Source organism: Bovifimicola ammoniilytica, assembly GCF_025567085.1.
Lineage (GTDB): Bacteria > Bacillota > Clostridia > Lachnospirales > Lachnospiraceae > Bovifimicola > Bovifimicola ammoniilytica.
Window position 1 is genome coordinate 117039 of sequence record NZ_JAOQJN010000009.1, and the last position, 7988, is coordinate 125026.

The 7988-nt window shown below is 50.4% G+C and carries 3 protein-coding genes; 1 reads left to right on the forward strand and 2 read right to left on the reverse strand.

The window, feature by feature from the left end; all coding sequences use genetic code 11:
- Window positions 1-132: 132 nt before the first annotated feature.
- Window positions 133-5886 (reverse strand): InlB B-repeat-containing protein, encoded by a 5754-nt coding sequence (locus tag OCV48_RS11970; protein ID WP_147592057.1) that lies wholly within the window; start codon window positions 5884-5886, stop codon window positions 133-135.
- A 295-nt stretch (window positions 5887-6181) separates the two neighbouring features.
- Here OCV48_RS11970 and OCV48_RS11975 point away from each other — a divergent pair, with 295 nt between their 5' ends.
- Complete coding sequence (locus tag OCV48_RS11975) at window positions 6182-7828, forward strand: sensor histidine kinase (protein WP_262559783.1); 1647 nt, start codon at window positions 6182-6184, stop codon at window positions 7826-7828.
- On the opposite strand, the gene OCV48_RS11980 is transcribed toward OCV48_RS11975, so the two are convergent.
- Window positions 7798-7988: hypothetical protein (locus OCV48_RS11980; RefSeq protein ID WP_262559785.1), on the reverse strand; the 191-nt coding region annotated here is incomplete at its 5' end. The two genes, OCV48_RS11975 and OCV48_RS11980, sit on opposite strands and share 31 nt — an antisense overlap.

Consider the following 7988-nt stretch of genomic DNA (forward strand, 5'->3'; position numbering starts at 1 on the left):
AGCCAAAATCAATTTTGCGCATAACTCTTGACACTACCTCCTACGGTGTTGTTTTTACTATCCTATCCGGTTGAATCCGATGCCTTGTCTATCATACACGCTGTGCTGCTTCATCAGAAGCTTTGGGTGCGATCAGATCACCTTTCTTTTTCTGACGATGGCAACAACAAGAGTTACGATGTTCCAGAGCAGGGATGTAACCGAAACGGATACGGCTGCGGTAGCAAGGGGCTTGGAAACGCTGACTCTGTCGCTGATCGCGGAAATATTGCCTGCGTCAAGCGTTGTATTATCGGTCAGCGTAAGGATCAGATTGCCGTCATCGTCAATGCGGCAGCCCTTGATTCCGATGCCGTCTTTACCGTCAGCACCGTCCTTACCGTCTTTTCCGTCTGTGCCGACGATCTTGCCGAGGTTGGTAACAACCCCGTCGGTAAAGGTGATGATAAGATTGCCGTCTGCGTCAATATGCGCTGACTGAATTCCGGTTCCGTTCAAGCCGTTTGAACCATTTGATCCGTCTTGACCGTTTTGACCGTCCTGACCGTCCTTGCCTGCGTCACCCTTGTCGCCCTTGGCTCCGGTGACATTTCCGAGATTGTACACAGTGCCGTCGGTCAGAGTAATGATGAGGTTGCCGTTTTCATCTACAACAGCATCCTTGACGCCGACACCGGCAGCGCCGTTGTTTCCGGCATCGCCCTTGTCGCCCTTATCACCTTTATCGCCCTGGTTACCTTTATCTCCGGTGACCTTGCCTGCGTTATGCACGGTGTCGTCGGTCAGCGTAATAATCAGGTCGCCGTTCTCGTCGATCGTCACCGATTTAACGCCTACGCCTGTAGCACCGGTTTCGCCTTGGTCGCCCTTATCGCCTTGGCTGCCTTTATCTCCGGTAACCTTGCCGAGGTCAAGCACGGTATCATCGGTGAGGGTAATAATGAGATTGCCGTTTTCATTGATGACAACGGATTTTACACCTACGCCGGTGTCGCCCTTATCACCTTGGTCGCCCTGGTCGCCTTTGTCACCCTTGACATCGGCTACAATAACGGTAATGAGCATATCGCCGTCCACCGTAAAGGTGACTTCGGTCTTATTGATTTCAGAAAGCAGCTCGCCGCCGATGTACCAGCCCTTGAGAATATAGGTCGGGTCAAGCGTTACGGTTGCGGTAAGCACCGTTCCCTCGCACACCTTGTCGCCGCTGGCGATTTTTTCACTGCCGTTCTTTACCGAAAGGATACAGCCGTCCAAAGTCATGGGGAATGTGACTGTATATTCCGGTATCTCCTCGATTTTCACTGAGATGTTGGTATCCGCCTTGATTGCGCCGGTTCTATAGGTATAGCTGCCGTCGCCGTTGTCGATCCACGAATCTGCATCTGCAAGGCGGTAGTTTTCCTTCGGCTTGACTGTGACGGTGATTTCATCGCCGTAGCGAACGGTTTTGCCACTTACGAAATCCTTGTCACCGTTTTTGATTGTCATATCTGCGTGCTTCGGGCTATCCACCATAACCGTGTATTGCTCGATTTCGGTGAAATACACCTGAATATCGGTTTCGGTATCCACCACAAGCTCATAATCATACTGGCTGTACAACTTGTCGTCGGTCGTTACGGTGTCAACCTTGCTGCCACGGGTAATGACGAGCTTCTGCACACGGTAATTTTCCGCCGCCTGTGCGGTAAGAGTAATTTTCGTGCCGACGGGAACGCCTGCGCCTGACTGATAGCCCTGCTTGGTCGCTACGGCACCGGTCTGTTCACCGCTTGTGGCAGAATAGGTCAAGCCTACACGCACGGGAACATCAAATTCCACACCGATCTCGGTGTCCTTTGTGATGGTCATGGTGAAGCTTTCGCCGCTTTGTCCCTTGGCATCGTCCGTCCATGCGCGGAACTTGCAGCCTGCGTCCGTCTTGACGGTGAAGGTCAGCTTGGAATTTACAGGAACATACACGCTGTTATTCTCATTCAGAGTAACGCTGTCGCCGTTTGTATCGGTGATTTCCACCGTGCCGCCCTCTGCCGGGATATTGACCTTTACAAGCCTGCCGATTTCAGAAAGACTTACGAATTCTGCCTCGACTGTGTATTTTTCGGAAGCAAGCCCCAATGTATAGCTGTTAGAGCCTGCCGCGTCTATAGTTTCGGTGGTGCCACTTGCGTCGGTAATTTTCCATGATTTCAGTCTGTAGCCCTTGCCGGGTACGGCGGTAAAGGTCACATTATCGGTAACCGTGCCGCCGGGGGCATTCAGAGGAACATCGCCCACCGCCGCGCTGACCGTACCAATCACCATGCCGTCTGCCGTGTAGGTATCGGTAAATGTGATCTGAGCGGAATTTATTGCTCGCTTGGTGGAAACACGCATATTGGCTTCACCGTTCAGAGTAAAGGCACATACGATTGTTCCGTCTTTTTCGGGTGTGAATACCATTGTTTCACCGCCGTTGTCGAGGGTAAGGGATACAAGCTCATACTGCCCGCTTTTCGGGGTGACCTTTACCTTGATGATTTCGCTCTCGCTGATCTCATCTCCGGATTGGATCTCAACATTGCCGAGATGCCGCACCTTGATGTCGGAAGCCTTTGCGTTATCCACTGAGTAGTTGACCTTATAGAACCTCTTTGCCGTGGTAACTTCGGCAATATTCGACCATGTGCTTTCCTTTTCTTTGCCGTCCACCTTGCAAACGGAGGTAACAGCAAAACCCAAGTTGGTATTGGTTTTCAGGTTCTCAATCTCATAGGATGTCGTATCGGCAGGAAGCAGATCGGAAATTTTCGTACATTCGCCGTTTTCCGCGCGATACACATAGTAACCCTCTACCTCCGGCCAGCCGGGGGTCTTGTCGGGCTGAGACCATGTAAGATGCACCGCATCATCTGCAAACAGGTTTGCCTCTAAATCATCTACTGCAGGAGCAGGTGTGCTGACATTTGATAGGCTGTAGCCGATAAAGACGGTCTTGTTGCCTTCCTCACCATAGAGGTGCCTGAACCACTGCCCCAGCGTCCAGTCAAAGGTATACTGCGTGTAAATGCTTGCCGGGATTCCTTCCTCGGCAAGAGCCGGGCCGTCAATGTCGTTGACCGCACCGATGCATCCCTGCGAGGAGGTTTTGGTGGTCGAAACGCCCGAACCGTTGCTGTAACTCAGACTTGTTTCAAAGCCCACATCGTGCGAGAATAGGATACCGTCGCCGAACACGCCGAAGCTGATGGAGAAGTTGAAGTAAAATCCGTGAGAAATCTCCTCGGAGACCGATTTGATATTGCTCTTGGAATAGGAAACCTCATTCAGACCTCCCGCATAGCCCATACGGATAGTGTTCTGGCTGAGCTGCTGAGCGCCGAGTGCACTGTATGCGCCCCAGCCCAACTGATTGTACATATAGGGGTTGCCCTCGTTGCCGTCCAGCCAGTTTTCCGCTTCGTTGATTTTTTCAAGACGGTAGTAGCAGGCTTCATCTTTGGAGGTCTTATCCGACTCCTTGGTGATGGCGCGATTGCCCTTTTTCTCCATATAGGAGTTGTATTCTTCAGCAAAGCTGTTGTAGTCGTCAATGCTCATCTGCTGATACACCGGCTGCTGCGGAATCGACAGGCTCATTGCCGTGCCATCAGACCACTCGCCGTTTTCGTCCAGCACCTCATAGCAGTAGACAAATACCGGTGTTCTTGCAACCAGTGCCGTGTTATATGCCTGCGCCTTGACAGTCATGGCGTATTCGGTTTCCAGCGCTTCAGTGTAGGTCTTGCTCCATTCAAGAGAATAGCCCGCTGAAATATTTAGTTCAAAGGGGGCAAGCAGTCCGCCATAGCTGTAGGACATACCCACGCTGTAGGAAACATTTTTCGAGGAAGATTGCTCCAGCTCGTAGCTTTCGGTTATGGTATAGTCGGTCTCGTTATTTGCCGAGTCGCCCAGCGCTGCAAAGTAGGGCGCCGCCTGCATGACCGCCTTGACCTCCGGGTCGCTGTAGGCGTAGCTTACGCCCTTGTAGCGGGCGATAACGCCATCCTGGTCGCGGTCGCAGGATGTGAGCACCATCTGTGCGCCGGTGCCTTTATAGCCGCCGTCAACTTTGTCGGGTCCCCAACCGGATATTGTTGTACTAAAGCCGGTCACAGTGCCGTAATCGGTCACATTGCCTTTACTGTCTTTTTTGTCATTGTTATATACGCCGGCGATCATGCACTTTTTAAAGGAATATTCTTTGTCATTGTCGCGGCAGGAGGCAACGAACACGATCTGCTCTCGGCCTGCCGTGTTGCCGTCAAAGTTGCCGACCACGACTGAGCGCATATATTCCTCTTTTCCGCCAAGGCCTTCGTCAAACTGGAATCCGCTCGTTGAAGCCTTGTTTAATTCGCCGGTAGCGGTGTTGTATGTATACAATGAGCCGTTGATAAAGATATACTCTGCGGCGTTTGCTCCGTTATAGGCAACGGCCTCGACCGCAAACTTGGTTACACATTCGTCTTCTGACCAGCCGTTGGCGGCCATGGTCTTGACCTCGGATTGTACGAATCCATTGTTCTGATTGCTGAGGAGTATGCTGTATGCAAAAGTATCTGTAATCCTCATCGACATCATAATGGGGTTATAGCCGCTTTTGCGCTGTAATGAATCTAGCTTTGCTCCGGCAACAACGAGGTCGTCGCAGCCGTCGTTGTTGAAATCACCGCAGGCAAGCCCCCCGTCGTAGACGGATGTCCATGTATTATATGTCGAGTCGTACCCGGTTACATTATTTATTGAATATTTTTTGTCAGGCAGGCTGTCTACAAAAGCCAGCCCCTCTCTTCTGCCGGTCTTGCCGTACAGTATTTTGACCTGCGGGGTCGGGTCAATATATGCGCCTTTAGAATTGTATGACAACACTGCCAGGTCGTCTATTCTGTCGCCGTTAAAGTCGCCGACGACCATATCGACCGTCAGCTTTTTCCAATGGTTAGCCAGTGTATTATTTTTTGAGCCGTTGATGGTATCTGCAACGCCCTTGTTACCACTAAGGTTGGTTTGATAATTATTAACATAATAGTCATTCAGCAGCTCATCTCCAAGCTGATAATACCCCGGACCGTTTTCACGGCGATTCAGCATGGTAAGCTCACCGTCGGCATATTCATATTCCTTAATAAAACAGCCTGCCATCATATTGGCGGAATAATAGTCCAGATCGGTAATGCGGCGTATCTCCTTTTTGCTGTTCGCCACATAGATGATAAGGGTATCCTTGCCGTCGTTGTCAAAATCTCCGGCTACAATATCAATATATTTGTTGGAATCATAACCGTGGATTTGCAGATCTCCGTCACTGTCAAACGCCCAGTTCATTTCGCCGACAACCTCTGAGCTGCAGAGCTTGCCATCCCTTGCGTCGTATACAAAGAGATAAACATTTTTATCCCGACGGTTAAGACCAACATAGGCAGCATGGTCGTTACGACCGGTGCCGTCCGGGTCAAACGATGCGGACTGTATCAGAACGCAGTTGCTTAAATCAACGAAATTCATGTTAGGCAGCGAACTGTTGGATGCAGTACGTTTACTATATACAAAGTTATACAGGTCACTTGCCGTTCCGACATCTGCTATCTTGCCGGTAATGTGATTGGTGTAGGTTTCTAAATAAAGCAGCTCGCTTTGCTCCACCATCGCAAATGGGCGGTCAACATCGTAACCGTAAGGGTTGGTTGTCTTGTCGTACCCGGCAGGTACAGTGTTTTTCATCAGCGAATTGGCTGCATCGGATGAAAAGGTCGGGCTGTCGCTGCTTGCGGAAAACGCCGAAAGCGGCAGACAGGCAACGATCATCACAAGCGCCAGTGCTGCGCACACTGCCCGTCGGATGATAAATTTTTTGTTCATAGCTCAGGTCTCCTTTGATAATTTGGTTTTGCTGTCCGCTACGACAGCAGATTCTGAAAGCGGATAAGCAAGCGTGGACATGATATTTCACGATACTTATACTATTATCTATTCTATCATAACAGGGGCAGTTTCGGTTGTGTCGTTTACGCTGTATTTCGGTCGTTTACGCTGTAAACGGTCGCTCGGGCGGAATACCCCTTGTAAAAACACGGATTTTCAAGTACAATAGTATACGGATAATTTTCCACATATCAAATGCAGAAAAAATGAAATGGGGAGGTGCCTCGTCGGAATGAAAAAAACTTTACGGTGGATATGTTTAGCGCTATTCTTTGCGCTTTGCATCGGTATGCTCTGCTTTTTGCAGAAATTCACGAAGCTCAATACATCCATACAATACCTTGAGTGGCAAACCGCCTACACGGTAGGAACAGACGGCACGGAAACGGAGCTGGATTATACCGTGTCGCCCGAAAAGGGAGACCGCTTTCGCCTGGAAACAGTCGTCCCGGCAAGCAGCGAATACGGCAATTTGGTATTTGAAACGGCAGGGCTGAATATGACCGTCAGCATAGACGGGAAAGAGGTATGGCAGTCGGAAACCGCGGTGCCGGAGAATGCCGTGGGTCAGACGCAGGCGATTATCCCTCTGCCGCAAAACACGGAGTGCCGCCTTACGGTTACCGGCACGGTGACTGACACAGCAAGCCTTATTTTCCCGCCGCTGCCGCGCTTTGTGCCGGTGGATGCGCAAGAAATCGAAAGCTACGCTTATGCAAACTACTACGGTATTCCTGCCGGTGCTACCGCTTTTATATCGCTGATGATTGCCGGGTTGTTCCTTTTGAGCGTGACACGCAAAAAGGCAGATTGGAGTCTGATACCGCTTTTCCTTGCCTCTGTGGGGCTTACGATGCAATGGATCACCAAAGGAATGGGACACCATTTTCTCAGCGACGGGTTGGTCGATTTTCTGAACCGGCAAGAGATCGGTATTCTGCTGCTCGTACTTTTGGTCGTTTATCTTGTGATGAACCGTCAGCGTAAATTTTGGAAATACTTAGGAATTTCCGCTATTGCCAGCGCCGCCGCATTGGGGGTTGCATACACGGTATCATTTTTCAGAAAAAGCTACCTTTTCAAATATATCGGCAGGTTAATTTCGGATGTTACGGAGCTTGCGGATTATTCGGGGCTTTTGTATTGGGTCACCGTTTGGATGGTTGCGGTGTGCGCCGTTATTTCCGCCTATGCCGTAATGCGTTCGATTATTGCACAGCAGATGGAAAGCAAAACGCTCCGTCTGCGCAACGAATTGATTATGAACAGCTATCGTGCGATGGAAAGCAAAGTGACCGACAGCGCCGCCATTCGTCACGAAATGAAGCATAAAATAATCGCTCTTGACGCATTGTATCAAAAGGGCGATATTGATGCGCTGGGGCAATTGATCGGGGATATAAAGCAGCAAAACGATCATTTGGCGCAAACGCAGTTTACCGAAAATTTCACAGTCAATACGATCCTGCAGGACGCCGCTTATCGTGCCGCCCAGTCGGACATCCGCTTTGAGGCGCTTGTTTCCGTTCCGCCGCAGCTTACCGTTGCGGAAAGCGATCTGTACGAGCTGCTTATGAATATGCTTGACAACGCACTGGAAGCCGCCGCCGAGGCGGATGCCGGAAAACGATTTGTCCGCTTTCAGATTGAAACAAAGAACGGCTTTCTTGCCGTTAAGTGTGAAAATTCGTATGCCGGCAAGCGCAGACAGGATGCGTACGGCAACTATGTCACGACCAAGAACGACGCCGAAATCCACGGCTTCGGCTTAAAGCTGATGAGCGCCGTTGCCGTGCGTTACCACAGCATACTGGATATTTTTACTTCGGAGAATCAAACCTTCACCGTTCAAACGGCGCTGAAGCTGCCGAAGAAATAAACAAAAACAAAGAAGGACACCGCTTTAAAATAAACGGAGTCCTTCTTTTTTGCTTGTGCGCCTAGCGGCGCACGTTTCGTTTGCGCGCCATGGGCGCGCTCTCGCAGGTGAAAGTCCTGAACATGCCCAGGTAGTGGGAAATGTATAGCTGAACAGCAAG

Excerpts from the sequence above, each read along its gene's own strand:
- OCV48_RS11970 (WP_147592057.1), bottom strand. The coding sequence starts at position 5,886 with ATGAACAAAAAATTTATCATCCGACGGGCAGTGTGCGCAGCACTGGCG.
- OCV48_RS11975 (WP_262559783.1), top strand. The coding sequence starts at position 6,182 with ATGAAAAAAACTTTACGGTGGATATGTTTAGCGCTATTCTTTGCGCTT.